At 65.4% G+C, this 24,430-nt stretch carries 20 protein-coding genes and 1 tRNA gene; 7 read left to right on the top strand and 14 right to left on the bottom strand.

Translation table 11 applies throughout. The annotated features are described in order from the left end of the window. Window positions 1-42 precede the first annotated feature (42 nt). The 4 genes from ihfA (at window position 43) to ACK5IR_RS03500 (ending at window position 2,386) form a co-directional block, all read left to right on the top strand. Window positions 43-345: an integration host factor subunit alpha gene (gene ihfA, locus ACK5IR_RS03515; protein ID WP_416925964.1), complete on the top strand. Its 303-nt coding sequence runs from the start codon at window positions 43-45 to the stop codon at window positions 343-345. Between the two features lie 14 nt (window positions 346-359). Continuing rightward, window positions 360-1,088: a MerR family transcriptional regulator gene (locus ACK5IR_RS03510; RefSeq protein ID WP_416925962.1), complete on the top strand. Its 729-nt coding sequence runs from the start codon at window positions 360-362 to the stop codon at window positions 1,086-1,088. Window positions 1,089-1,156: 68 nt separating this feature from the next. Further along, window positions 1,157-1,233: transfer RNA gene (locus ACK5IR_RS03505), tRNA-Pro, on the top strand. A gap of 76 nt (window positions 1,234-1,309) precedes the next feature. Beyond that, window positions 1,310-2,386, top strand: coding sequence for a 2'-deoxycytidine 5'-triphosphate deaminase (locus tag ACK5IR_RS03500; RefSeq protein WP_416925960.1), 1,077 nt, complete (start codon window positions 1,310-1,312; stop codon window positions 2,384-2,386). A 34-nt stretch (window positions 2,387-2,420) separates the two neighbouring features. Here ACK5IR_RS03500 and scpB read toward each other — a convergent pair whose 3' ends face one another. The 7 genes from scpB to ACK5IR_RS03465 form a co-directional block, all read right to left on the bottom strand. Then, entirely contained in the window at window positions 2,421-3,092 is a 672-nt protein-coding gene (gene scpB / locus ACK5IR_RS03495; RefSeq protein ID WP_416925958.1) for an SMC-Scp complex subunit ScpB, read from the bottom strand. Then, window positions 3,085-3,885 carry a segregation and condensation protein A gene (locus ACK5IR_RS03490; RefSeq protein WP_416925956.1) on the bottom strand — a complete coding sequence of 267 codons (801 nt, stop codon included), beginning with the start codon at window positions 3,883-3,885 and terminating at the stop codon, window positions 3,085-3,087. The genes scpB and ACK5IR_RS03490 overlap by 8 nt, the downstream gene beginning before the upstream one ends. After that, entirely contained in the window at window positions 3,872-4,894 is a 1,023-nt protein-coding gene (gene nagZ, locus ACK5IR_RS03485; protein ID WP_416925954.1) for a beta-N-acetylhexosaminidase, read from the bottom strand. The genes ACK5IR_RS03490 and nagZ overlap by 14 nt, the downstream gene beginning before the upstream one ends. Beyond that, on the bottom strand, window positions 4,891-5,868 hold the full coding sequence (locus ACK5IR_RS03480) for an SPOR domain-containing protein (RefSeq protein ID WP_416925952.1): 978 nt from the start codon (window positions 5,866-5,868) through the stop codon (window positions 4,891-4,893). The genes nagZ and ACK5IR_RS03480 overlap by 4 nt, the downstream gene beginning before the upstream one ends. A gap of 213 nt (window positions 5,869-6,081) precedes the next feature. Beyond that, window positions 6,082-7,827 (bottom strand): arginine--tRNA ligase, encoded by a 1,746-nt coding sequence (gene argS / locus ACK5IR_RS03475; RefSeq protein ID WP_416925950.1) that lies wholly within the window; start codon window positions 7,825-7,827, stop codon window positions 6,082-6,084. Between the two features lie 63 nt (window positions 7,828-7,890). Beyond that, window positions 7,891-9,693, bottom strand: coding sequence for a cation:proton antiporter (locus tag ACK5IR_RS03470; RefSeq protein WP_416925948.1), 1,803 nt, complete (start codon window positions 9,691-9,693; stop codon window positions 7,891-7,893). A 109-nt stretch (window positions 9,694-9,802) separates the two neighbouring features. Beyond that, window positions 9,803-10,942 (bottom strand): deoxyguanosinetriphosphate triphosphohydrolase, encoded by a 1,140-nt coding sequence (locus ACK5IR_RS03465; RefSeq protein ID WP_416925946.1) that lies wholly within the window; start codon window positions 10,940-10,942, stop codon window positions 9,803-9,805. Window positions 10,943-11,026: 84 nt separating this feature from the next. Here ACK5IR_RS03465 and ACK5IR_RS03460 point away from each other — a divergent pair, with 84 nt between their 5' ends. The 3 genes from ACK5IR_RS03460 (at window position 11,027) to ACK5IR_RS03450 (ending at window position 12,924) form a co-directional block, all read left to right on the top strand. Beyond that, the gene (locus tag ACK5IR_RS03460) at window positions 11,027-11,344 is read left to right on the top strand and encodes a HesB/IscA family protein (RefSeq protein ID WP_416926101.1); all 318 of its coding nucleotides are present in this window, start codon (window positions 11,027-11,029) and stop codon (window positions 11,342-11,344) included. 75 nt (window positions 11,345-11,419) lie between these two features. Beyond that, window positions 11,420-12,202 (top strand): exodeoxyribonuclease III, encoded by a 783-nt coding sequence (gene xth, locus ACK5IR_RS03455; RefSeq protein ID WP_416925944.1) that lies wholly within the window; start codon window positions 11,420-11,422, stop codon window positions 12,200-12,202. Between the two features lie 200 nt (window positions 12,203-12,402). Next, window positions 12,403-12,924: a hypothetical protein gene (locus ACK5IR_RS03450; RefSeq protein WP_416925942.1), complete on the top strand. Its 522-nt coding sequence runs from the start codon at window positions 12,403-12,405 to the stop codon at window positions 12,922-12,924. Between the two features lie 588 nt (window positions 12,925-13,512). Here the strand turns inward: ACK5IR_RS03450 and ACK5IR_RS03445 are convergent. The 7 genes from ACK5IR_RS03445 to ACK5IR_RS03415 form a co-directional block, all read right to left on the bottom strand. Beyond that, window positions 13,513-17,211, bottom strand: a complete 3,699-nt coding sequence (locus tag ACK5IR_RS03445) for a vitamin B12-dependent ribonucleotide reductase (RefSeq protein WP_416925940.1) — start codon at window positions 17,209-17,211, stop codon at window positions 13,513-13,515. A 624-nt stretch (window positions 17,212-17,835) separates the two neighbouring features. Next, window positions 17,836-18,633, bottom strand: a complete 798-nt coding sequence (locus ACK5IR_RS03440; protein ID WP_416925938.1) for an FAD binding domain-containing protein — start codon at window positions 18,631-18,633, stop codon at window positions 17,836-17,838. 13 nt (window positions 18,634-18,646) lie between these two features. Further along, the gene (locus ACK5IR_RS03435; RefSeq protein ID WP_416926099.1) at window positions 18,647-20,956 is read right to left on the bottom strand and encodes a xanthine dehydrogenase family protein molybdopterin-binding subunit; all 2,310 of its coding nucleotides are present in this window, start codon (window positions 20,954-20,956) and stop codon (window positions 18,647-18,649) included. A 108-nt stretch (window positions 20,957-21,064) separates the two neighbouring features. Beyond that, a complete protein-coding gene (locus ACK5IR_RS03430) occupies window positions 21,065-21,535 on the bottom strand; it encodes a (2Fe-2S)-binding protein (protein WP_416925936.1) in 471 nt (156 codons plus the stop codon). Between the two features lie 56 nt (window positions 21,536-21,591). After that, window positions 21,592-22,065, bottom strand: a complete 474-nt coding sequence (locus ACK5IR_RS03425; RefSeq protein ID WP_416925934.1) for a CoxG family protein — start codon at window positions 22,063-22,065, stop codon at window positions 21,592-21,594. Between the two features lie 131 nt (window positions 22,066-22,196). Continuing rightward, window positions 22,197-23,426, bottom strand: coding sequence for a vWA domain-containing protein (locus ACK5IR_RS03420; protein WP_416925932.1), 1,230 nt, complete (start codon window positions 23,424-23,426; stop codon window positions 22,197-22,199). Continuing rightward, complete coding sequence (locus ACK5IR_RS03415; RefSeq protein ID WP_416925930.1) at window positions 23,426-24,337, bottom strand: AAA family ATPase; 912 nt, start codon at window positions 24,335-24,337, stop codon at window positions 23,426-23,428. Before ACK5IR_RS03415 ends, ACK5IR_RS03420 begins: the two co-directional genes overlap by 1 nt. Window positions 24,338-24,430 lie beyond the last annotated feature (93 nt).

Genomic DNA, 24,430 nt, shown 5'->3' with positions numbered 1-24,430 from the left:
TCCGCCGCTAACCTAGGCTCGCCGAAAAGCGGGGGTTTATGCATGAGTGACAAGACCTTGACGAGGATGGACCTGAGCGAGGCCGTGTTTCGTGAAGTGGGGCTATCACGGAACGAGTCCGCTCAACTGGTCGAGAGCGTGCTGGGGCATATTTCGGACGCGCTTGTCAGCGGCGAGCAGGTCAAGATCTCGTCGTTCGGGACATTCTCGGTACGCGACAAGGCGGCCCGAGTCGGCCGCAACCCCAAGACCGGCGAAGAGGTTCCAATCCACCCCCGCCGGGTGCTGACCTTCCGTCCATCGCATCTGATGAAGGAACGGGTGGCGGCCGGAAACCGCAACTAGGACCCGCCAGCGCAATGAACGAAAAGGCCCCCAACGCGTTCCGCACCATCAGCGAGGTCGCGGACTGGCTTGGTGTAAATACCCATGTCCTGCGCTTCTGGGAAAGCAAGTTCAGCCAGGTGAAGCCGGTCAAGCGGGCCGGCGGGCGGCGGTATTATCGCCCGGCGGACATGGAACTTCTGGGCGGAATCCGGAAACTGCTGCACGACGATGGCATGACCATCAAGGGCGTGCAGAAGATTTTGCGCGAACAGGGGGTCCGTGCCGTCGCCGCCCTTTCTGCCCCGGTGAACGGGGGGGAAGCCGGCGAGGCAACAGAGACCGAATCGCCGGTCGAAGCGGCCGAAACCCCGGTGCCGGTCCGTTCGGGATCGGCCGCCTTCGCGTTCGTTGCCGGCGCCGCCCCCGAGCCCGACGCGCCGCAGCGTCAGGCACCCGTGACGGCCCGGACCACGAAGGAAGAAACGCCGCCCGGCGAACCCGCGGTTCCGGCGGCTCCGGCACCGGTTGCAAGGGCTGCGCACGACTCGCGCGCACCCGCGCCGGCGATGCCGCTCTTCAGCCATCGCACCGAAGCGGCCGAGATACCCGCCCCCGATGCGGAGGAAATGCCAGCGGAACCCTCCCGGCCCACGCCGCCCTCCGGGCCGCCACCGTCCCACCCGACGCAGGCAGCCAATGCGACGGAACTGGAGCGTGCACTTGCAAGGCTCAGCGCGCTGCGCGCGCGCATGGACCGCTAGGGAGAGGGAGCAATCCCGTCGGTTTGCCGCTTGCCCTCGGCAGAAAATGGAGTATTAAGCCCGGACGTCGGGCTATGGCGCAGCCTGGTAGCGCGTCCGTCTGGGGGACGGAAGGTCGCAGGTTCAAGTCCTGCTAGCCCGACCATCTGCAAAACGCCCGCCCCCTGATGGAGCGGGCGTTTTGCTGACCGCCACCCGGCCGCACCCGAAGGAGGCAGGCGATGAACGGAGTCCTACCCGGCCAGAGCATCGAGGCGCTGATCCTTGCCGGCCAGATCAGTGCCGGCGAACCCTTTGCCGATGGCCAGGTGCAGCCTGCCAGCCTCGATCTGCGGCTCGGCCGCACGGCATTTCGCGTTCGCGCCTCGTTTCTTGCCGGCGGGGGCGCATCCGTCGCCGAACGGCTGGCCCATTTCGAGATGCACAAGATCGACCTGTCGGACGGCGCGGTGCTGGAAAAGAACTGTGTCTACCTTGTTCCGCTGCAGGAAACGCTCGATCTGCCCGATGATGTGAGCGCCGTCGCCAACGCCAAATCCTCGACCGGACGACTCGACCTGCTTACCCGGGTGATCACCGATGGCGGGGTGGAGTTCGACCGGATCGCCCGGGGCTATTGCGGGCCGCTCTACGCCGAGATCTGTCCGCGCTCCTTCTCGGTGCTGGTACGGCCGGGGATGCGGCTCAACCAGATCCGCTTCCGGCGCGGGCGGTCGGTGCTCGACGACGACGACCTGCGCGCCCTGCACGAACGGGCCGGGCTGGTCTCGGGCGAGGCGGTGATCTCCGAGGGGCTGGGCTTCTCGGTCGACCTGCGCCCCGAGGGCACCCGGCTTGTCGGCTGGCGCGCCAAACCCCATGCCGGGGTGATCGACCTCGACCGGATCGGTTTCTATCGCCCGGCCGATTTCTGGGAGCCGGTCGAGGCCGAGGACGGGCGCATCATTCTCGATCCCGGCGCCTTCTATATCCTGGTCAGCCGCGAGGCGGTGCATATCCCTCCGCAATACGCCGCCGAAATGGCGCCTTATGTCGCCATGGTGGGCGAGTTCCGGGTGCATTACGCGGGGTTTTTCGACCCGGGCTTCGGCCATGCCGAGGCTGGCGGCCAGGGCGCGCGCGGCGTGCTGGAGGTGCGTTGCCACGAGGCACCGTTTGTTCTCGAACACGGCCAGATCGTCGGCCGGCTGGTCTACGAACGGATGACCGAGCGGCCCGAAACGCTCTATGGCGCCGGGATCGCTTCCAGTTATCAGGGTCAAGGCCTGAAGCTCAGCAAGCACTTTCGCGCGCCATAGGCGCTCTCAGAGGTAGCGCCCCTGCGGTAATGCCTCAGGGTCCGGGCGGACCGTCTTCGTCATCGTCGAACATGACCGACTGTCCGCCGCCCGGCTCGTCCTCGCTCTCGGGCGCGGTTCCGGGCGGAAGGCGGCTTTCAAGCAGGCCGGCGGCGCGCAATTCGCGCAGCCCCGGCAGGTCGCGTGCGCTTTCGAGGCCGAAATGATCGAGAAATTCGGGCGTGACGACAAAGGTAACCGGGCGGCCCGGTGTCATCCGGCGGCGACCGAACCGGATCCACTCCATTTCGAGCAACTGGTCGATAGTGCCCCGGCTGACCGAAACGCCGCGGATTTCCTCGATTTCGGCCCGGGTGACGGGCTGGTGATAGGCGACGATGGCAAGTGTCTCGATCGCCGCGCGCGAGAGCTTCCGTGTCTCGACGGTCTCCTTGCGCATCAGAAAGCCCAGATCGGGCGCGGTGCGGATCGCCCAGGCATCGCCCACCCCGACCACGTTGACGCCGCGCCCTTCGTAGCGGCGGCGCAGCGCCTCGACCGCGCGGGCGCCATCGGCCCCGTGCGGCATGCGCGCGTTGAGCTCGGCCACCGTGACCGGCTCGGCCGAGGCGAAAAGGATGGCCTCGACCATGCGCTCCTGCTCGACCTCGGGGGGGGCTTCGAACAGGCTTTCGAGGGATGGCGGAATGAGCGGATCGTCAGCCATTGCCCGGACCGGCGGACCTGATCTGGATCGGGGCGAAGGTCCCGGGCTGGCGGATGCGGATCTTGCCCGCTTTCACCAGTTCGAGCGAGGCGGCGAAGGTCGCCGCTGTCGCGGTGCGTCGGCGCACCGGGTCCAGTTCCCAGCCATCGGGCAGATAGGACATCAGATCGGTCCATTCGCCGGCATAGCCCACCAGCGGGCGCAGACGCTCCAGCGCCTGCTCCATGGTAAAGAGGTTCTCGCGATCCAGAACGAAGGGACGGAATTCGTCCTTGGTGCGGATGCGCGCATAGGCATGCATCAGGTCCATCAGGGTAGCGGTAAAGATGATCTGGCGGCGATGTTCGACCTGTTCGATATCGCCGCGCACGAAAAAATCGCGCCCCTTCTGGTCACGCGCCATCAGCTTGGCGGCCACCTCGCGCATGGCCTGAAGCCGTTCGAGCTGGAAGGCCAGATGCGCCGCCAGTTCCTCGCCCGACGGGCCCTCCTCTGCTGGGTCGGGCGGAAGCAACAGGCGGGACTTCAGGAATGCCAGCCATGCGGCCATCACCAGATAGTCGGCGGCAAGCTCTATGCGCAGCGTCTTGGCGCGTTCGACAAAGCCCAGGTATTGTTCGGCCAGCTTCAGGATCGAGATCCGGCGCAGGTCGACCTTCTGCGTGCGCGAGAGTGTCAGCAACAGATCGAGCGGCCCCTCGAACCCATCGACATCGACAATCAGCGCCTCGGCGGCAAGCCGTTCGGCAACGGCTTCGCTGGCAATCCCGTGCTGGATTTCATCCCTGGGCATAGACTTCTCCGTCAAGCAATTCGTCGAGTTCGGCCTCGGCCGCATCCATGTCGAGCGGGCAACGGCGCTGCCGCAGGGCGAGCGCCGCCTCGCCCTTTGCCACGGCCTCTGCCGACATGCCGCCGGCTGCAGCGGCGACGGCCTCCATCTCGGCCAGATCCCCGTTGCAGTGCAGCACCAGATCGCAGCCGGCGGCAACCGACGCGGCGGCGCGTTCGCCGACCGACCCGGCAAGCGCCTGCATCGACAGATCGTCGCTCATCAGCACCCCCTGAAAGCCGATGTCGCGGCGGATCGTCTCGACCATGCGGGGCGACTGGGTTGCCGGCAGGCTGGGGTCGAAAGCAGTAAAGACGATATGCGCCGTCATCGCCAGCGGCAGGTCGGCGAGCGCGCGGAAGGGTTCGAAATCGCTGGCGTTCAATTCGTCCGGTGCGGCATTCACCGCCGGCAGGGAAAAATGGCTGTCGACCCGGGCACGCCCGTGACCCGGCAGATGCTTCACCACCGGCAGCACACCGCCGGCCAGCAGCCCCTCGGCCGCCGCGCGGGCACCGGTAACGACCGAGGCGGTATCCTCGCCAAAACAGCGGTTGCGCAGGAAGGGATGCGTATCGGGGCGGGCCAGATCGGCGGTGGGGGCGCAGTTCACGTCGATACCCACCGCCGTCAGTTCGTCCGCGATCAGCCGGTAGCGCAGGAACATCGCCCGTGCGGCGCGGTCGAGATCGCGCGTCCGCGCCATCTGGTCGAGCGGCGGCAGCCATTGCCGCCAGTGGGGCGCCCACATGCGCTGAACGCGCCCACCCTCCTGATCGATCAGGACCGGCGCATCGCGGCCCACCGCATGGCGCAGATCGCCCGTCAGCCGCGCGAGCTGGGCCGGATCCCCGATGTTCCGGGCAAAAAGGATAAACCCCCAGGGCTGCGCATCGGCGAAAAAGGCCCGCTCGGCCTCACCCAGCCAGGGCCCCGCGCAACCGAATATCGCCGCCCCCGGGCCGCTCACCGGGCAACCACCGGGATGCAGTCGGTCCGTTCGGCCACCAGTGCGGCACAGAAACGGCGCGCCTCGGCAAGATCGGCGAATCCGGCAGCGCGCAAACGCCAGAAGGTGCGGTCGCCCGATTGCGCCTCGACGACCACCTTCTGCTTGTCGGCGACAAGACCGGCAAACTTGCCGGCAATCCCCTGCCAGGCCGCATCGGCCTCGGCCACCGAATCGTAGGCACCGAACTGGACCAGCCGCGTTCCCGCCGGGATCGAGGCGACCGGGGTTTCGCTCGCAAGGTCGGTGCCCAGCACCGCCATGGCGACCGCCTGGTTGATCGCATCGGCGGTTGCCGCGCTCGTTCCGCTGCCGGTGTCGGTTGCCGTGTCCGCGGCCGGGGCCGAGGCCAGAACGACCTGCGCGTCGCCGCGCGGCCGGGCCATCGGGCGCAGCCCGCCACCCGTGGCTGTTGAACCAGTCGTCGCGGCGGGTACGGCCGCCGAAAGCGGCGCAACGCCGGCGGTCAGCGTTTCGGCCGCCGCCAGCGCCTGCGCACCGCCGCTGTCGGGCAGAACCCCGGCCGTCAGCATCGCCGGCTGGGGCGCGACCGGATCGGGCGCCACCAGTTCGGCATCGTCGGCCTCGGCGGTTCCTTCCAGCGCCGCCAGCATCGCGTCGGGGCGCGGCTCGGGCTTGATCCGCAACTCGGGCGCCGGAAGATCCTCGTCGGTCAGGTCGACCGGACCCGGCGCCAGCACGAGCCGCTCTTCCGGGGCCGAGGCCGTTCCCACCGCCTGCACCCGGTTGACCGAGAAGCCGGCGTGGTCGGCCACGTCGCCGCCCGGCGCTTCGGGGGCGACACGAAACGGCCCCTCGAGGGCGCGCACCACAGGCACGCCGTTCACGTCGCGCATGATCTGCTTGTAGCCCCACCAGCCACCGGCGCCGATCAGGGCAATCGAAACCAATGCACCGAGTACGTGAAATATCATCCGCGCGAGGCCTGGCCCCGCAGCCTGATAATCCCCCAGAACCTGGGGGCTGTCGTCTGAAAAATACGCTGCCTGCACAGCGCCTCTGCCCTGACCAAATGCGTGGTCGGTCATGCTCCGCCTCGTTCTTGTGCCGCGCGAGGCACCACCGTGAGGATCAGGGAGGGCTGCGCGGGGTCTTGCCTGCCTTCGACCCCGCCTGCGCCTGTTAATTCAGCGCATTTCTTCGACCGGGGTCACGCCAAGGATACCAAGACCGGTGGAAATGACAACGGAAACGGCCCGTGCAAGGGCGATTTTCGCCTGCGACGTGTCCGGATCGCCCTCTTGCAGGAAACGCAGGCCCGGTTCTTCGTTGCCACGGTTCCATAACGCATGAAGAAGGCCCGACAAGTCATAAAGATAAAAGGCAATCCTGTGTGGCTCGTGGGTGCGCGCCGCAATCTCGAGCAGGCGCGGCCATTCGGCCACCCTGGCGGCGACGGCAAGTTCGGCCTCGTGCGTCATGCCCGAAAGGTCCGCATCGGCGAGCGAGGCATCGTCGACCGCGATCCCTGCCCCGGCGGCCTTGCGCAGCACGGACTTGATGCGCGCATGGGCGTATTGCACGTAGAACACCGGGTTTTCCCGCGATTGTTCCAGCACCTTGTCGAAATCGAAATCGAGCGGCGCATCGTTCTTGCGCGTCAGCATGACAAAGCGCGTCACGTCGGGGCCGACCTGATCGACCACATCGCGCAGGGTGACGAAGGTTCCGGCGCGCTTGGACATCTTGAACGGCTCGCCGTTCTTGAAAAGCTTCACCAGTTGGGTGAGCTTGATGTCGAGCGGCACCCGCCCGTCCGAAAGGGCCGAGACCGCCGCCTTCATCCGCTTGACGTAGCCGCCGTGATCGGCGCCGAAAACGTCGATCAGCGCATCGTAGCCGCGTTCGATCTTGTCATAATGATAGGCAATATCGGGGGCGAAATAGGTCCAGGACCCGTCCGACTTCCTCACCGGGCGATCCACATCGTCGCCATGCGCGGTCGAGCGGAACAGCGTCTGTTCGCGCGGTTCCCAATCCTCGGGCAGTTTGCCCTTGGGCGGTTCGAGCGTTCCGCGATAGAGCAGGCCCTTGTCGTCCAGCGCCCCGAGCGCGGCCTCGATCCGGCCGGTACCATAAAGCGACTTCTCGGAAAAGAACACGTCCATCGTGACGCCGAGCAGCGCCAGATCGGCGCGGATCAGATCCATCATCGCTTCGGTGGCGAAATCGCGGACCGGTTCGAGCCAGACCTCCTCGGGTTCTCCGACATAGGCATCGCCCACCCTGTCCTTCAGCGCCTCGCCGACCGCAACAAGGTAATCGCCGGGATAGGTGCCTTCGGCAAAACCCACCTGCTGCCCGTGCGCTTCGAGATAGCGCAGATAGACCGACCGCGCCAGAACATCGACCTGCGCCCCGCCGTCGTTGATGTAGTATTCGCGCGTCACCTCGTAGCCGGCGAAATCGAGCAGCGAGGACAGCGCGTCGCCAAATACCGCCCCCCGGGTGTGCCCGACATGCAGCGGCCCGGTGGGATTGGCCGAGACGAACTCGACATTCACCCGCTGCCCCTGCCCCAGATCGGAGCGCCCGTAGGCATCGCCGCTTTCCAGCACAGCGCGCACCACCGCGGCCCAGACCGGCCCGGCCAGGCGCAGGTTCAGAAACCCTGGCCCGGCGACATCGACGGCGGAGATGCGCGGGTCGAGGGCCAGCTTCCCGCCGAGCATTTCGGCAATGTCGCGCGGCTTGCGCCCGGCGGGTTTGGCGAGAACCATCGCCGCGTTGGTCGCCATGTCGCCATGCAGCGGGTCGCGCGGCGGTTCGACCGCGACATTGGTGTAATCGAGCCCTGCGGCCAGCAACCCATCGGCAACCGCACTGTCGAGCGCGTCGAGAACAAGGTCCCGTATTTCGGCATAGATGTTCATCGGTCTGGCTCCGCTGGCAATGCCGGGCGGTGTATCATGACAAGCCTTCGCGTCAATGGCCGCTCACGCCGCTGCGGGCGGCACCATGGCGACAAGCTGCGTTCCCGGCGCCGGCTTGAAAACCTCGTCGTCGCGCATCAGCCGCAGGGCGGTCTGTTCGATCCGGCCGATCAGAAAGGCGTCGGGGTTTCTGTCCCGCCAGTCGGTCAGGCCGAATTCCTCGCCTATTCTGGTGACACGGATTTTCCAGCCCTCGCGCAGCAGGCCGTTCATCTCGTAAAAGCCGATACCGCGGCCGATGACATGGCCGCCCAAGGTACTGGGCAGCGCATGGCGCGCGCCGGTTTCCTTTTGCCGGGTCAGTTGAAAGACGTTGTTGCGACCGAATTCCGGGGCAAGGTCGGTGGCGACCAGCGTGTTATAGGCATCGTTATCGGTCGCGGCAAGAAGGATATCGAAGCTGACCAGTTCGACACCGTATTCGGCGCCTTCGGACAGGATATCGCCGAAATAGGTCTGAAGCCCCGCCTCGCGCGGCTGCCGCAGACGGGAATAAATCCGGTCGATCACCAGCACCGGAATATCGTGCGCCTTGCAGACGATGCCGAGTTCGGTGGCGAAGGGCGAGCCGCCGACGATGAGCAGACCCGGTGTCTCGGTTCCGGCAAGACCGAGTCGGCGCGCCAGCGGCGCAAGCGCGAAGCCGTAGAGAACAACCGTCGAGACGACCAGCACAAAGGCGAGCGGCACGATGCGGGCGCCATCCTCCAGACCCATGGCCGAAAGGCGCGCCGCGAAAAAAGCCGCGATCGCGCCCAGCACCACGCCGCGCGGCCCGGTGAAGGCGACAAGCAGCCGCTCGTTCCAGGGCAGGCGCGATCCGGCGAGCGACAGAAGCACCGTCGCCGGGCGCACAACCAGTACCACCACCGCGATAAAGGCCGCCGCCCGCCAGTCGAGCATCGACAGGGTTCCAAGGTCCATCGAGGCTGCCAGCAGGATGAAGACGCCCGAAACCAGCAGGACCGTCGCGTGTTCCTTGAAGCGCCGCAATTCGACGAACGAGGGCAGATCGGAATTGGCGATGACAAGCCCCATCAGCGTCACCGCCAGCAACCCGCCCTCGTGAACGATCTGATCGGTGACGACGAAAATTGCCAGAACGGCAACGAACAGCACCGGCACCTTCATGTATTCGGGCACCAGTTCCCGGCGGAAGGCCAGCGCCACCGCCCGGCCCGCCAGCCCGCCGATGGCGCCGGCAACGGCGAACATCACCAGAAGCCTGAGCAGCGTCATGCCGGTTCCGTGCCCCTGCTGCATGCTGGCGATGACGTAGAACGCCAGCACCGCCGCCAGCGCGCCGAGCGGATCGTTGACGATCGCCTCCCATTGCAGCAGGGTCGCCGGCCGGCGCGACAGCCGCGCCTGGCGCAGCAGCGGCGCGATCACCGTCGGGCCGGTGACGATCATCGCACCGCCGAACACCGAGGATGCGGCCCAGCCCAGCCCGGCCACGTAATGCAGCGCCAGCGCCGACAGCAGCCAGCCCAGCGGCGCCCCGATCACCACAAGCCGCCTCACCCCGGCGGCCGCGTCGCGCAGGGCTTGCAGGCGCAGGGTCAACCCGCCTTCGAACAGGATGATCGCCACCGCGATCGAGATCATCGGCCCGACCAGCCGCCCCAGATCGCGCGCCGGTACCATGATGCCCAGCACCGGCCCGACCAGCAGACCGGCCGCCAGCATCATGACGATACCGGGAATCCTGAGCCGCCATGCAAGCCATTGCGAGCCGACCCCAAGCACACCGATCAGCGCGATTGCGACTTCGGGGTCGAGACCTGCGGTTGCCGTCGTGCTCATTGGGCCCCTCCAGCGGGTTTTGCCGGGGTAAAACACCGCCGGAACATCCGGCTACAAATCGACAGGCTCCGCCGTCGGGGTCAAGCCCCGGTCGCGCGGGGGACGGGTTTCAGCCGAACAGGGCGGCATGCCGCTGCAACGCGAAGCGGTCGGTCATTCCGGCGATGTAATCCGCCACGATCCGCGCCAGCGCCGTTGCGTCGGGTGCCGCCGCAACGTCGGATCGCCAGTCTTCCGGCAGTTCTTCGGGATGGCGCAGGTAATGGGGAAACAGATCGTGGATCACCGTGGTGACACGCGCGCGTTCCTCCATCACCGGCGGGGCGCGGTACATGCGCGCGAAAAGAAACGCGCGGATCGCATCGAGTTGCCGCCGCAGGCCGGGCGAGAAGCCGATGACCGGATGCCCGAGCGCGCGCACCTCCCGGGCACTGGCGGGTGCCGCCTGTTCCAGTGTGTGGCGCGATACCCCGATCACATCGGTGACCATCGCGCCGAACACCCGCCGCAGCGCCTCGTGCCGGCGACGCGCCGGGTCGAGCACCGGCCACAGCGCGTCGACCTCGGCAAAGGCGGGGCCGACGATCGGCAGGTCGGCGATCTCGGCATCGCTGAACAGACAGGCGCGCAACCCGTCGAGCAGATCGTGGTTGTTGTAGGCGATGTCGTCGGCCAGCGCCGCGACCTGGGCCTCGGCGCTGGCATGGGTCGAAAGCTCCAGATCGTGCCGGGCGTTGTATTCGGCCAGCCCGCAGGGCAGCGGGCCGGTGACCGGCCCGTTGTGCTTGGCGATCCCCTCCAGGCTCTCCCATGTCAGGTTCAGCCCGTCGAAGCCGGCATAATGCCGCTCCAGCGAGGTGACGATGCGGATCGCCTGCGCGTTGTGATCGAACCCGCCATACGGCGCCATCAGTTCGTGCAGCGCGTCCTCTCCTGTGTGGCCGAAGGGCGTGTGACCCAGATCGTGGGCCAGCGCCACCGCCTCGGTCAGTTCGCGGTTGAGCCCCAGCGCCCCGGCGATGGTGCGCGCCACCTGCGCGACCTCGATCGAATGGGTCAGGCGCGTGCGATAGTAATCGCCCTCGTGTTCGACAAAAACCTGCGTCTTGTGTTTCAGCCGGCGAAAGGCCGAGGAATGGATGATCCGATCGCGATCGCGCTGAAAAGGCGAGCGAAAGGTGCTCAGCCCTTCGGGATGAAGCCGGCCGCGGCTGTCGGCGGGATCGCAGGCATAGGGGGCGAGGTCCATGAGGCTCCTTGTTGCGCAACTGTTAAGGCCATATATCCTGCCCGTGACCGGAATGCGACGTGCCGAGCGAGAAATCCCATGGACCTGCGCCTGCCCCCGAAAGTAACCGCGCGCGCGTTCGCGCGACTGGCCGAGATCGGCGCCGCCCCCAGGGTGCTGCGTGTCGCCGTCGAGGGCGGCGGATGCTCGGGGTTCCAGTACGACATCTCGCTCGACGAGGCGGGTGCCGACGATCTGGTTCTGGAAGGCCAGGGGCAGAAGGTGGTGGTCGATCCGGTGTCGCTGCCATTTCTCGAAAATGCCACCATCGACTTCTCCGACGAACTGATCGGCGCGCGATTTGTCGTGGAAAACCCCAACGCGACCTCGTCCTGCGGCTGCGGCGTTTCCTTCGCCATGTGACCCGCCCCGTCGCGACCGCTGGACAAGCCCGCCCGCCTGCCCCACCCTGCGCCAACCGGCACCGCGGAGGCAGGAATGAAGATCGCGAGCTTCAACATCAACGGTATCAAGGCGCGGCAGGCGGCGTTGTGCGACTGGCTGGACGAGGCCCGGCCGGACGTGGCGCTGTTGCAGGAGATCAAGTCGGTCGATGCCGGATTCCCGCGCGAGGTTTTCGAGGAGCGCGGCTATAACGTCGAAACGCACGGGCAGAAGGGGTTCAACGGCGTCGCCATCCTGTCCAGGTTGCCGCTGGAGGATGTGCAGCGCGGCCTGCCGGGCGACGAGAACGACGAACAGGCGCGCTGGATCGAGGCGACGGTTGTCGGCGGCAGGGTCGCGGTGCGGCTTTGCGGCCTCTACCTGCCCAACGGAAACCCTGCCCCGGGGCCGAAATTCGATTACAAGCTGGGCTGGATGGCGCGCCTCAGGGCGCGCGCCGCCGACCTGCTGCGACAGGAGGAACCAGCTCTGATGGCGGGCGACTACAACGTGATCCCGCAGGACGAGGACGCCGCCCGCCCCGAGGCATGGCGCGAGGACGCGCTGGCGCTGCCCGAAAGTCGCCGCACCCTGCGCGAGATCGAAAATCTCGGCCTCACCGACGCATTCCGCGCCACCACCCGCGGCCCCGGGCATTACACGTTCTGGGATTATCAGGCCGGCGCCTGGGAGCGGAACAACGGCATCCGCATCGACCATTTCCTGCTGACCCCTCAGGCCGCCGACCTGCTGACCGACTGCCGGATCGACAGGCAGGCCCGCGGCGGCATCAAACCCTCGGATCACGTGCCTATCTGGGTAGAACTCGACGCCTGAGCGAACGGGTTGCGACCGCAAGGATTGCGCATCTGGGCTCGGGGATTGAATTGGGGGCAAAAATCTCGTAACTTTAGCCGAAGCCAAAGCCGTCTTTGAATATTATTTTATCCAGGCGCAGATTGACACAATTCCACGTCTCCTCCGGGAAGCGCCTGATAACCTGAATCGGCCGCGAACAAACGCATGGAGGTTTGTAGATGGAGAACAATTTTTTTACCCGCATTATCATTGCCGCTTTTGGCATGGCTGTCTGCTCTCAAAGCCTGGCGCAAAGCGCGGATGACATGATGTACATGCTTCAGATGCAGGCGCAGCAAAACGACAGAATTATGCAGGCATATCAAAACGGAGATACCGAAACCGCCACTCGAATGATATTGGATATGTATGTAGCGAATCATCGCAGGGCTAACAACGACTACAGCACGCCCGATGAAGTTCTTTACCAGCAATATTATCGATGGCTCAACGACCCCAACACGACCGGACAGCTCCAGGCAGAGCAGAATGCTATCATGAGGCAGCAGCAAGACTGGGAGCGTTCGTCGCAGAACAGCCATGAACGATTCATGGAGTCGCTTAACGGAGGCGGGTATTATCGCAACCCGCTGGATGGCAGCATATATCAGGTGGGGCCAGGTGACGGTGTGCCATTTGTTACAGATCCGATCACAGGGCAGGTGTATGGAATGGAGTATATAGACCCTGAAAATCGATAGTTGGGCCTGAATATTGGAAGATATTGTCAGGTCATTTTCGTCAGTTTGAAAAATTGTTTGAGAACCGCCCGTTCCCGAAAGTGGCGGCACCGGAACATGGTCTTCATGACCCATAAAACCGCTCATCCTGATTGATCGATTCGAAAGGGCTTTGTTGATTAAATCCAGATAAACCATTGCGGCATAGGGCTGAATCCGAGTCCTGATCTGGTATAGTTTTCTTGTTAATTCAGAGTCTTACAGGGATTTATTCAGTAATATCTCGTAACTGGACCAGTTCGTCGTTCGGAACAGGGAAACAGGCTTGCTCATGTGCCCAACGCAAGCCGCCGCCTCATATATGTGAATCCGTCAGACGAAGGGATAGTGCAATAAAGTCATGCTGTGGCAGAAAAGTATATTCCCCGATCTGAAGCCGGCAATTGCATCACAAAAAAACGGGGCGCCCGCGGGCGCCCCAGACTGGCTGATCGGGCTCAATCGTTGGTGACCGCTCGGTTTTTTTGCCTGCGGCCCGATCCGCCCGGGGCGGGCGCACCCGCCCCCGAACCCGCACCGCCCCGGGGAAGCGGGACGGCGTGGAATGTCTCAGCTACACCCGCTGGTCGAACCGCATGTGTTGCACTTCATGCAGGTGCCGTTGCGCACCAGCGTGTAGTTGCCGCACTCGGCGCAGGCCTCGCCCTCGTACCCCTGCATCCGCGCCTTGGTGCGGTTGTCCAGCGTCGCGATCTTGCCCATTGCGGTCTGCGGCGCGGCCGACACCTCGGGCACCAGTGTCTTCAGCGTGGCGACGGGGTCCATCGCACCGTCCAGCGCCGTTCCGCCGGCCATGCCGTCCACCCCGCCCTGCAGCACCACCAGTTCCTGCGGCAGACGCTTGCGCAAGTACCCGGTCGAGGAGATCTGCTTGATGTGGTTGAGCACCTGCATCGACCGGCTGGCGGCCTGTTCGCTCAGTTCCTCGATGTTCGACAGGCCGTCCTGCTGCTCGCCGCCACCGATATCGTCGAAGGTGTGCCCGGCCGGTTTCACATGGGCCAGATCGGTCCGGTCGAGGTAGCTGACCGCCAGTTCACGGAAGATATAGTCGAGGATCGAGGTGGCGTTCTTGATGCTGTCGTTGCCCTGAACGATTCCCGCCGGCTCGAACTTGGTGAAGGTGAAGGCGTCGACGAACTCCTCCAGCGGCACGCCGTATTGCAGGCCGACCGAGACCGCGATGGCGAAGTTGTTCATCATCGCCCGGAAACCCGCACCTTCCTTGTGCATGTCGATGAAGATCTCGCCAAGCGAGCCATCGGCATATTCGCCGGTCCTGAGATAGACCTTGTGACCGCCGACCACCGCCTTCTGGGTATAGCCCTTGCGCCGCTCCGGCATCTTTTCGCGGTTGGAGCGCACGACTTCCTTGATCACGATCTTCTCGACGATCTTTTCGGCCAGCACCGCCGCCTTTTCCTGCGGCGTGCCGCTTTCCAGCACCTCCAGCGCTTCCTCGTCGTCCTCGACCAGCGCCGCGGCGAGCGGCTGGCTGAGCTTGGAGCCGTCGCGGTAGAGCGCATTGGCCTTGGTGCCGAGCGACCACGACAACTCGTAAGCCTTCTGGCAATCCTCGATCGTGGCGTCATTGGGCATGTTGATCGTCTTGGAGATCGCGCCGGAAATGAAGCTCTGCGCCGCCGCCATCATGCGGATGTGACTGTCGACCGACAGGAACCGCCTGCCCTTCTTGCCGCAGGGATTGGCGCAGTCGAAGACGGCGTAATGGGCCGGATCGAGATGCGGCGCGCCCTCCAGCGTCATCGTTCCGCAGACGTGATCGTTGGCCGCCTCGATCTGGGCTTTCGAGAACCCCAGACCGCCGAGCAGATCGTAGGCGGGATCGTTCAGCTTTTCGGCCGGGATACCCAGCACGTCGGTGCAGAATTCGGTGCCCAGCGTCCATTGATTGAAGACGAAGCGGATATCGAAGGCCGAGGGCAGCGCCGCCTCGATCTTGGCGATCTCGGCCTGACCGAACCCTTCGCCGATCAGCGATGTGTGGTTGATGCCGGGCGCGTTACCGAGGCTGCCGTGCCCGACCGCATAGGCGACGATCTCGCCGATCTCGGCCTGGGAATAGCCGAGTTTGGCCAGCGCCGCCGGAACCGAGCGGTTGATGATCTTGAAATAGCCGCCGCCGGCGAGTTTCTTGAACTTGACCAGCGCGAAATCGGGCTCGATCCCGGTCGTGTCGCAATCCATGACGAGCCCGATGGTGCCGGTCGGCGCAATCACGGTTGCCTGCGCGTTGCGGAAGCCGTTCATCTCGCCCAGGCGCAGCGCCTCGTCCCAGGATTGGCGTGCAAGATCGTTCAGCGACTTGTCCGGGTTCGAGATGAGGTCGAGCGGCACCGGCCGGACCGCCAGCGCTTCGTATCCGTCCACGTTGCCATAAGCCGCGTTGCGGTGGTTGCGGATGACGCGCAGCATATGCGCCGCGTTGCGCTCGTATCCGGCGAAGGGACCAAGCTCGCCGGCGATCTCGGCCGAGGTGGCATAGGCCACACCGGTCATGATCGCGGTCAGCGCGCCGCAGAGCGCCCGTCCCTCGTCGGAATCGTAGCTGAACCCCATGTTCATCAGCAGACCGCCGATATTGGCATAGCCAAGCCCGAGCGTGCGGAAATCATAGGAGAGCCGGGCGATTTCCCTGGACGGGAACTGCGCCATGGTGACGGAGATTTCCAACGTCAGCGTCCACAGCCGCGTCGCATGGATATAATCCTCCGCCTGGAACTTCCCGTCCTTCAGGAAGGTCAGCAGGTTCATCGAGGCGAGGTTGCAGGCCGTGTCATCGAGGAACAGGTATTCCGAGCACGGGTTCGATCCACGGATCGCGCCGTCCTCGGGGCAGGTGTGCCAGGCATTCACCGTGTCGTGGAACTGGATGCCGGGATCGGCACAGGCCCAGGCGGCGTGGCCGATCTGCTCCCACAGGTCGCGTGCCTTGATGGTCTTGGCAATCTTGCCGTCAGTGCGGCGGATCAGTTCCCAGTCGCCGTCTTCCTCGACCGCCTTCAGGAAGGCGTCGGTGACACGCACCGAATTGTTCGAGTTCTGCCCCGACACCGTGCTGTAGGCTTCGCTGTCCCAGTCGGTGTCATAGGTCGGAAACTCGATCGACGCATAGCCCTGCCGCGCATATTGCAGCACGCGGTTGATATAGGTCTCGGGGATGGCGACCTTCTTGGCGTCGCGGATCGCCGATTTCAGCGCCTCGTTCTTCTGCGGATCGAAGGCGTCGTCGCCGGCGCCATCCCATTTGGCGATCGCGGCAAAAATCCCGTTCAGCTTTGCCTCGTGCATTTTCGATCCGGCAACGATCGAGGCGACCTTCTGCTCCTCCTTGACCTTCCAGTTGATGAATTCCTCGATATCGGGGTGGTCGGCGTCGCAGATCACCATCTTGGCGGCGCGGCGCGTGGTGCCGCCCGATTTGATCGCGCCCGCCGCGCGGTCCCCGATCTTGAGAAACCCCATCAGGCCGGAGGACTTGCCCCCGCCTGACAGGGCCTCGCCCTCGGCACGCAGGGAGGAGAAATTGGTGCCGGTGCCGGAGCCATATTTGAACAGCCGCGCCTCGCGGACCCACAGATCCATGATCCCGCCCTCGTTCACCAGATCGTCGGAAACCGACTGGATGAAACAGGCATGCGGCTGGGGGTGCTCGTAAGCCGAGTCGGATCTGGTCAGCTTGCCGGTTCTGTAATCCACATAGTGGTGGCCCTGGCTCGGCCCGTCGATGCCATAGGCCCAGTGCAGTCCGGTGTTGAACCACTGGGGCGAGTTGGGCGCGGCACGCTGGGTCGCCAGCATATAGCGCATTTCGTCGAAATAGGCGCGGGCGTCATCTTCAGAGGTGAAATAGCCGCCTTTCCAGCCCCAGTAGGCCCAGGCGCCGGCCAGCCGGTCGAACACCTGCCGGGCCGAGGTCTCGCCGGCGAAACGCGCGTCCTCGGGCAGATCGGCCAGCGCGGCGGTATCGGGCACCGAACGCCACAGAAACTCCGGAACGCCCTTTTCCTTGACCTTCTTCAGGCGCGCCGCAACCCCGGCCTTGCGAAAGTACTTCTGGGCGATCACGTCTGACGCGACCTGGCTCCAGCTGGCGGGAACGTCGATCCCCCTGAGACAGAAGACAATCGTTCCATCCGGATTGCGAATCTCGGAAGTGGTTGTGGCGAAGGCCAGACCGGCATAGGCATCCGTATCAGCAGAAGTGAATTTCCGTTCGATTTTCATTATCTGTCCCGCGTTCTGTCCGCCCCTGCCGAGCGGTGGTTCTGTCTGCTCCGGCACGCAACCTTCCCGTTGCGGCCCTCTTCATCCTGCGGAGTAACGAACGAACGATACCGTCCCCGTCCGGCAAACGGGCGCAACCGGGCCCGGTTCCGGGCCCCTACAATTCACTGATATCTATCTCGCTCGCCAGCCGACCCACTATATCTTGTGACTCATCGGCCCGCCCACACAACCTGACGTGGCGAGTCCAAGAGGTCAACGCCTTTATTCAGACCTCGCCACAAATGTTTTACTTGACCGGATGCGTAAAATCAGTTCCGGCCAAGGTCTCCGATTCACTTCCTTAACATCGAAAATTATACACAGTTTGTGGACAAGAGAGAAAGCAAAACCAGATATGGGGTTTAGCCGATAAGGAACGCCGCAAGGTTCAATTAACCCCGGTAAACATCTGCCGTGGCGTGACAAAATTTGCCGCACCGCAGCGTAAGAACCAGATGTTGTGCTTTCGCCTCAGTCGCGGCACCGAAACCGGCCGGACACACCCTTTCGCTGCGACAAAATGGTCAGGGCGCCACCAGGGCGCCCCGCGAATCCGTTCCCGATGAGTCGCCCGGACGGCGATCAGAGCGCCGAGGCCACGGCGCGTTTGGCCATGACGCCGATCAGATGCGCCCGGTAGTCCGCCGCCGCATGAAGATCGGACAGCAGCCCCTCGGACGGGATCGCGACACCATCGACAGCCTCGGGGGCAAACCGCGCCGCCAGTGCCGCTTCGAGCCCTTCGTGGCGGAAAACGCCATCCTCGCCCGCGCCGGTAACCGCCACGCGAACCGCTCCGCCGCTCCGCGCCACGAAGACCCCGGCCATCGCATAGCGCGAGGCCGGGTTGCGGAACTTGGAGTAGCCCGCCGCTTCGCAGGGCGGGAAGCGGAAGGCGGTGATGATCTCGCCTTCCCCGAGCGCCGTGGCAAACAGGCCGACGAAGAAATCGTCAGCAGCGATCTCGCGCCGGTTGGTGACGATGGTCGCGCCAAGCGCCAGAACGGCAGCCGGGTAATCCGCCGCCGGGTCGTCGTTTGCAACCGAGCCACCGATGGTGCCCACATGGCGCACCGCCGGGTCGCCGATGCCGGTGGCAAGCCGGGCGAGCGCCGGGCAGGCCGCCGCGACCAGCGGGCTCGCGGCCACTTCGGCATGGGTGGTGGCGGCGCCGACAATCAGCGTGCCACCCTCGTCGGCGATTCCGACAAGACCCGGAATGGCGCGGATATCGACCAGATCGCTCGGCGCGGCGAGATGGTTCTTCATCGTCGGCAGAAGCGTATGGCCGCCGGCGAGAATCACCGCCTCGTCGCAGGCGTCGAGCAGTGCCGCCGCCGCTTCCAGCGTTTCGGGCTTGTGGTAGGTCGTTGCATACATTGCCTGTCCTCCCTCACTCGGCCGCCACGGGGGCGGAGACGGCGCGCAGCGCGCGCCAGACCGCCTGCGGGGTTGCGGGCATTTCCAGATCGTTGGTGCCGATGGCATCGGTGATCGCGTTGATGACCGCTGGCGGCGTGCCGATGGCCCCCGCCTCGCCGCAGCCTTTCATCCCCAGCGGGTTGCCGGGGCAGACGGTGGTGTTGTGCTCCAGCGTATAGCTGGGCAGGTCGTCAGCGCGCGGCATGGTGTAATCCATGTAGGAGCCGGTCAGAAGCTGGCCGTCCGAATCATAGACCACATGTTCAAGCATCGCCTGACCGATGCCCTGCGCCACGCCACCATGCACCTGTCCCTCGACGATCATCGGATTGATGATGGTGCCGAAATCGTCGGCGGCGGTGAAGCGGACGATCTCGGTCACGCCGGTATCCGGGTCGATCTCGACCTCGGCAATGTAGACACCTGCCGGGAAGGTGAAGTTGGTCGGGTCGTAGAAGGCGCCCTCCTTGAGCCCCGGCTCCATTCCCTCGGGCAGGTTGTGGGCGAGATAGGCCGCCAGCCCGACCTCGTGCCAGGCCATCTTGCGATCGGTGCCGGCAACCTTGACCTCGCCCGCCTCGATCACGATGTCGCTTTCGCTGGCTTCGAGCTGGTGGGCGGCGATCTTCCTGACCTTGGCCTCGACCTTGTCCATCGCCTTGACAATGGCCGACATGCCCACCGCCCCCGAGCGCGAGCCATAGGTGCCCATGCCGAACTGCACCTTGTCGGTATCGCCGTGGATCACCTGCACGTTGTCGACCGGAATGCCGAAGCGTTCGGCGACAATCTGGGCAAAGGTCGTCTCGTGCCCCTGCCCGTGGCTGTGGCTGCCGGTCAGAACCTCGACCGTGCCGACGGGATTCACCCGCACCTCGGCCGATTCCCACAGGCCTACCCCGGCACCAAGCGATCCGACCGCCGCCGAGGGCGCGATCCCGCAGGCCTCGATATAGGCCGAATAGCCCAGGCCCCGCAGCTTGCCGCGCGCCGCCGCCTCGGCCTTGCGGGCGGCAAAGCCGGCAACGTCGGCGGCGGCCTGGGCCTTGTCCATGTTGCCGCCGAAATCGCCCGCGTCATAGGCCATGATAACGGGCGTCTGGTGCGGAAATTCGGTGATGAAGTTGCGCCGGCGCAGGTCGGCCGGATCCAGCCGCAACTCGCGCGCGGCGGTCTCCATCATCCGCTCGACGACGAAACAGGCCTCGGGCCGGCCGGCGCCGCGATAGGCATCGACCGGCACGGTATTGGTATAGACCGCCCGCACGTTGCAGTGGATATTGGCAATATCGTACTGCCCCGACAGCAGCGTCGCATAGAGATAGGTCGGAACCGAGGACGAGAAGAGCGACATGTAGGCGCCGAAATTGGCGATGGTGTCGATCTTGAAACCGGTGATCCGCCCCTCCGCATCGAAGCCCATCTTCGCGGTGGTAATGTGGTCGCGCCCGTGGGCGTCGGTCATGAAGGCCTCGCCCCGGCCGGCGGTCCATTTCACCGACCGGCCGGTCTTCATCGACGCCCAGAGGCAGGTGATCTCTTCCGGGTAGATGAAGATCTTCGAGCCGAAACCGCCGCCAACATCGGGCGCGATCACCCGCAGCTTGTGCTCGGGCGCGATATTGTAGAAGGCCGACAGGACCAGCCGCGCCACATGCGGGTTCTGGCTGGTGGTATAGAGCGTGTAGTGATCCTCGCCCGAATCGTAGATCGCCACGGCCGAGCGCGGTTCCATCGCGTTCGGGCTGAGCCGGTTGTTGGTGATGCGCATCTCGGTCACGTGGGCCGATCCGGCCAGCGCCGCGTCGGTCGCCGCCGCATCGCCGATTTCCCAGTCGTAGATCAGGTTGCCGGGGGCGTTGTCGTGAATCTGCGCAGCACCTTCCGCCAGCGCGTCGAGGGTCGAGACCAGGACCGGAAGCTCCTCGTATTCGACCTCGACCGCCTCGGCGGCCAGTTGGGCTTCGGCCGGCGAGTCGGCGATGACCACCGCCACCGCATCGCCGACGTAGCGCACCGTATCGGTGGCCAGCGCCGACCATGCGCCCATGTTCATCGGGCTGCCGTCCTTCGAGGTTACCGCCCAGCCGCAGATGATGTTGCCGATCCCGTCGCCGGTAAGCTGCCGGCCGTTCAGCACGGCGACAACCCCGTCCATGCCCTCGGCGGCAGAGGTGTCGATGCCGGCCACGCGCGCATGGGCGTGCGGGCTGCGGACAAAGGCGGCATAGGCCTGATTGTCCATGCGGATATCGTCGGTGTAGCGGCCCTTGCCGGTGATGAACCGTTAGTCTTCCTTGCGCTTCACGCGCGCGCCAATGCCTTCGCTCATGGGTATCCTCCCCTGTCTGCGCGCCATCGCCGGGGCTGGCCCCGGGAGACGCGGCGCTCACATCCGGGATGCGGCGTCCTGAATCGATCTGACGATATTGTGGTAGCCGGTGCAGCGGCAGATATTGCCCTCGAGTTCGTGACGGATCGCCTGTTCGGTCAGTTCGCGGCCCTCGGCCCGGTAGCGGTTCACCATGTCCACTCCGGTCATGATCATGCCCGGCGTACAGAAGCCGCATTGCAGGCCGTGATTGTCGTTGAAGGCCTGCTGCATCGGGTGAAGCCCGCCGTTCGCCAGCCCCTCGATCGTGGTAACGGCGCCGCCCGAGGTGGCGGCGGCCAGCGTGGTGCACGATTTCACCGCCTTGCCGTTCAGGTGGACCACGCAGGCGCCGCACTGGCTGGTGTCGCACCCGACATGGGTGCCGGTCAGCCGCAGTTCCTCGCGCAGGAACTCTGAAAGAAGCGTATTGTCGGGCACCTCGCGGCTGACCTTGCGCCCGTTCACCGTCAGTTTCACACTCGCCATCTATTCCTCCCTTGCAGCGGCGGGCTCGCGCCCGCCCGTTGGCTTGGTCCGGCGGATCAGTCTTGCTGCGCCTCCCCGGCGGGTATCGCGTTTCCGTTCAGATGATTGCTGAAATTGTCGAAGAACTTGCCGGCAAGCTTCTTCGAGGTGGAGTTGATCAGCCGGTTGCCAAGCTGCGCCAGTTTTCCGCCGACCTGCGCATGGACGACATAGGCCAGCACCGTCCCGTCCGAATCCTCGGCCAGGGTGACATCGGCGGCCCCCTTGGCAAAACCGGCCACGCCGCCCTTGCCCTCGCCCTGGATCGTGTAGCTTTCGCTCGGTACGATGTTGAGCAGTTCGACCTCGCCCTTGAAACGGGCCTTGACCGGTCCGATTTTCTGTACCACCTCGGCGGCAAGCGTGGTGTCGCCGGTCCAGGCAAGCTCCTCGCAGCCCGGAATGCACGCCTTCAGCACCCCCGCATCGTTGAGCGCCGCCCAGACCTTATCCCGTGCGGCATCGATCCGGTATTCCCCGGTCATGTCCATGATGTTCGCGCGCTCCTCCCGTTTCGGCTACGAGATTAAGCCGCCCGCCCGACAAAGCAACCGTTTTGACGCATGGCTAACGCAATGGTGCAAAAGGGTTTTCACCCATGCGGCGATGCTGCGACGCGGCATTACCGCGCGCGCAGCAATCGCGCCTTGTCGCCGCTGCCCGACAGCGCGCGCCCGATATCGGCAAGCGAATCGAGCGAGTGGCAGGCATGCAGCGCGTCGACCCGCGGCAACAGCGCGCACACCCCGCCGGCCAGCGGCGCGAAACCGTCGTAGCGCAGCAGCGGGTTGAGCCAGATCAGCCGCCGGCACGACAGCGCGAGCCGCTCCGCCTGCGTCTCGAGCAGGGCGATATCGCCGCGCTCCAGCCCGTCGGTGATCAGCAGCACCACCGCGCCCTGCCCCAGCACCCGGCGCGACCAGTCCTTGTTGAACCGCTCCAGCGCCGCGCCGATCCGGGTGCCGCCCTGCCAGTCGGGCGCCTCGCGGCCCACCGCCTCAAGCGCCAGATCGGGATCCTTGCGATGCAGCGCGCGGGTGACGTTGGAAAGCCGGGTACCGAAGGTGAAGCCGTGCACCCGCCCCCAGTTGCCGTCCTGCACGGTCGCCAAGGTGTGCACGAAGTAAAGCAGCATGCGCGAATAGACCGACATCGAGCCCGATATGTCGCACAGCGCCACCAGCACCGGCGGGCGGCTTCGCGGGCGGCGCAGGCAGAGCCGTTCGATCTCGCCGCCGCGCCGGAACGACCGGCGCAGCGTGGCGCCGAGGTCCGGGGTCCGCCCGGACGGGGCGGCCGTTTTCCGTCGGGTGGGAACCGGCGGCAGGGGCAGGCGCAAGGCGCGGATGACGCGCTTCGCCTCGGCAACTTCGGCGGCGCTCATCTGTTCGAAATCCATCGCGCGCAGCGTTTCCGAAGCCGACCAACTCATCGCCATGTCGATCTCGATCTCCTGCCGCTCCCGGCGCGGCGGACGCGGAACATCCGCCCGGTCTGCCAGCGATTCCGCTGCCCGGCGTTGGGCGGCCTTCTTCGGCTCCGGCGCGTCGTCGCGCCGCAGCGTCGGCGACAGCATGTGGATCAGGTGTTCCAGAAACTCGGGGTCGCGCCAGAACATGACGAAAATCTGGCGGAACACCTCTAGATCGTCGGCCCGGTTGATCAGCGTGGCACGCAGGATGTGGTAGAAATCCGCCTTTCGCGTGAAGCCGGCAGCCTCGACCGCGCGCACCGCGTCCTCGACCTGCGCCGTGCCGACCTTCACCCCGGCCTTTCGCAGCGCGCGGGTGAAATGCACGATGTTCTCGACCAGCCTGCCCTGCGTCCGAACGGGCCGTCGCGATACCGCCATCAGGCGGGCGCGAGGCGCCGGCGGGCCTCGTCGAGAATGCGCGCGGCCTCGCCTCCGGCGATGCGCGCGATGTCGTCCTGATATTTCAGCAGGCCGCCCAGCGTGTCGGATATCACCTCGGGCGACAGGGCAACGGTATCGAGCGCGACGAGGCAGCGCGCCCAGTCTATCGTCTCGGCCACGCCCGGCTTCTTGAACAGGTCCTCGGTCCGCAGGCCCTGCACGAAGGCAACGACCTCGGCCGAAAGCGTCTCGGTCGCCACCGGTACGCGGGCGCGCAGGATCTCCATCTCGCGCCCGAAATCCGGATAATCGACCCAGTGGTACAGGCAGCGGCGCTTGAGCGCGTCGTGCACCTCGCGCGTGCGGTTCGATGTCAGCACGACGATCGGCGGTTCGGCGGCGCGGATGGTGCCCAGTTCGGGGATCGTCACCTGATAATCCGACAGCGCCTCGAGCAGGAATGCCTCGAACGGCTCGTCGGTGCGATCCACCTCGTCGATGAGCAGCACGGGCGGGCCCTCGGCATGGGGTTCCATCGCTTCGAGCAGCGGCCGCCGGATCAGGAAATTGCCCGAGAACAGTTCCTCCTGCAACGATTGCCGGTCGGCCTCGCCACTGGCCTCGGCGGTGCGGATCGCCACCATCTGCGCGGTGAAGTTCCATTCGTAGACGGCCGAGGACGTATCGAGCCCCTCGTAGCATTGCAGGCGGATCAGCCGGCGCCCCAGCGCCGCCGACAGCGCCCTGGCGATCTCGGTCTTGCCGACGCCGGCCTCGCCCTCGAGGAACAGCGGCTTGTTCAGCCTGAGCGCGAGAAAGGCCACGGTGCCGAGCGCCCGGCCGCAGATGTAGTTCTGCGTTTCGAGAAGCGAAATCGTCTCGTCGATGGATGTGGGTATCGCTGTCACGGATGCGTCTCCCTCGTCGTCAGGCAAACCATATGGTGCCGCCGCCGGCCTGTCCACGCCCGGCAGGGGGGCTTGCGGGCGCGGCGCGCCCGG

The organism is Tropicimonas sp., from assembly GCF_047971885.1.
Taxonomy (GTDB): domain Bacteria; phylum Pseudomonadota; class Alphaproteobacteria; order Rhodobacterales; family Rhodobacteraceae; genus Tropicimonas.
The sequence above is the reverse complement of the archived record's forward strand: the minus strand, read 5'-3'. Positions and strand labels throughout refer to the sequence as shown.